Origin of the sequence: Parablautia muri, from assembly GCF_009917485.1 — a bacterium.
GTDB lineage: Bacteria > Bacillota > Clostridia > Lachnospirales > Lachnospiraceae > Suilimivivens > Suilimivivens muri.
The window spans coordinates 1-1,932 of sequence record NZ_QZDT01000145.1 but is presented as its reverse complement, the minus strand read 5'-3'; the positions used below and the strand labels follow the sequence as shown (position 1 = coordinate 1,932).

At 52.5% G+C, this 1,932-nt stretch carries 4 protein-coding genes; all 4 read left to right on the top strand.

Going from position 1 to position 1,932, the window contains the following annotated elements; translation table 11 throughout:
* The first annotated feature begins 92 nt into the window (after positions 1-92).
* Positions 93-554, top strand: coding sequence for a sigma-70 RNA polymerase sigma factor region 4 domain-containing protein (locus D5281_RS24760; RefSeq protein WP_160562509.1), 462 nt, complete (start codon positions 93-95; stop codon positions 552-554).
* Positions 555-652: 98 nt separating this feature from the next.
* Positions 653-883, top strand: coding sequence for a hypothetical protein (locus tag D5281_RS24755; protein WP_160562508.1), 231 nt, complete (start codon positions 653-655; stop codon positions 881-883).
* Entirely contained in the window at positions 883-1,197 is a 315-nt protein-coding gene (locus tag D5281_RS24750) for a DUF7768 domain-containing protein (protein ID WP_160562507.1), read from the top strand. Before D5281_RS24755 ends, D5281_RS24750 begins: the two co-directional genes overlap by 1 nt.
* Positions 1,198-1,932: DUF2800 domain-containing protein (locus D5281_RS26365; RefSeq protein WP_277935626.1), on the top strand; the 735-nt coding region annotated here is incomplete at its 3' end.

Here is a 1,932-nt window from a genome sequence, read left to right as displayed (position 1 = left end):
CAGGGCCATTTTTTGCCTTTTTTTCAAAGCCAGTCCCACATCTGAATGAGAGCGTTCCTAACTTTACGAAGGCGTAAAGGAAGGAACGCTTTATGTTTTTTAGGAAGATCACAGTCAAATCTGGAGACGAAGAATTCACACTGGAAGTTACGGAAGAAGAATATCTGAAATATTACCGCCCGTGGTGGCAGCAGAAAAAGCATGAGCAGAGGAACCGGGAGGCTATGGAGCAGAACGGCTATACAGAAGAATCCTACGAGGCATGGCGGGATAATGCCTCGGAGGAAGTGGGCATCCCGGACATGGAGCTGCCGGGGGTGGACGAGCTGGTGGAGAAAAAGCTGCTGCTCGGTGTGCTTGCGGATGCGATGGATTCCCTCCTGCCAGAAGAGAGGGAACTTGCCATGAAGGTGTTCGGGGAGGAAATGTCCCTTGCTGATTATGCGGATATGAAGAAGCAGAATCCCCGGACGATCTCCGACCATAAACGGAGAATATTATCCAAGCTGCGGAAGTTTTTCTCGGAGCATGGTTTTGAGGTTGACAGCAGATGACCATATCTGCCAGCAAGAGTATTTCTGCGACAAATTTTACGGGAAATGTCGAACGGTTTTCAAGAAAATTTCATTTTAGCCCACCGAAAACAGAAAAAGTGTCATTACGAAAGGTAGGAGGGGATATTTCGGAGCCTTCCAAAACGGCAGGAAAGGAGGGAACGGAGCCTATGGAAAAATCACAGGAGCTCATCGGTATCTTACAGGCGAACAGCATCGTGGCGAAAAGCCTCGCCGCCAAGCTGATGCAGATCGAGAAGGAAGTGGAAGCCTATGAAGCCGCAAAGGCGGCGCATGACAGGAAAATGAAGAAAGGATGGAGGCGCTGATGCGTAAGAAGGTTTTTATCTGCAGCCCTTTCCGCAGCGACATGGAAGGGAATGCAAGGAAAGCGGCGGCCTACAGCCGCATGGCGTGTGAGGAAGGGCACCTCCCCATCGCGCCGCACCTCTTATTCCCGCAGTTCTTGAATGAGGGCATCGAGGAAGAGAGGCGGCTCGGCATCGCTATGGGGGTGGAGCTGCTCGCCCTGTGTGACGAGGTGTGGGTGTTCGGGGAAGCCACCGAAGGGATGGCGGCGGAGATCGCCTATGCCACAGAGCAGGGAAAGACAATCATTTTTAAGGAAACGGAGGGAATGTAAATGGGAAGTGAATTAATGAAGATTGCGGAAGGGTTCTCCATCGTGGCGGAAGGTCTGCGGGGCCTTGCCAAAGCGGAGGGCGGCACGAAAGAAAAAAACGGTGAAAGCACAGCCGTCAGCCACGGAAAAAGTACAGAAACAGGATGTGGCGCAGGAACAGCCCGCCACGCTGGAGGGCATCCGCGCATTGATGGCGCAGAAAACGCAGGAAGGGAAGTCGAAGGAAATAAAGGAACTTTTGCAGAAGTACAGCGCGGCGAAGCTCTCGGCGGTGAAGCCGGAGGACTACCCGGCGCTGATGCAGGAAGCGCAGGTGCTGTGATGGGGAAACACGCATTGCTTTCCGCATCTTCGTCAAAGCGGTGGCTCTCCTGCACGCCTTCCGCACGATTGGAGGAGCAGTTTCAGGATGAACCGGGCAGCAGCGTCTATGCCGAGGAAGGCACCGCCGCCCACGCCCTCGCAGAGCATAAGCTGAAAAAGGCATTAAAAAGACGCTCCAAGCGCCCGGTGTCGGATTACCACTGTGACGAGATGGAGGAATGCACGGATGGGTATGTGGCCTTTGCGATGGAGCAGGTGGAGCTGGCAAGGCAGGAATGCAGCGACCCTGTTGTCCTGATTGGATCTATGTCAATACTTTGGACAAAAAAAGTCGAAAGATTGGTGTTAGTATATAAGTGTGGACAGAAAAAGTTGAACAACCTATACTATCAAATGAAAGAGCAAAGGAGA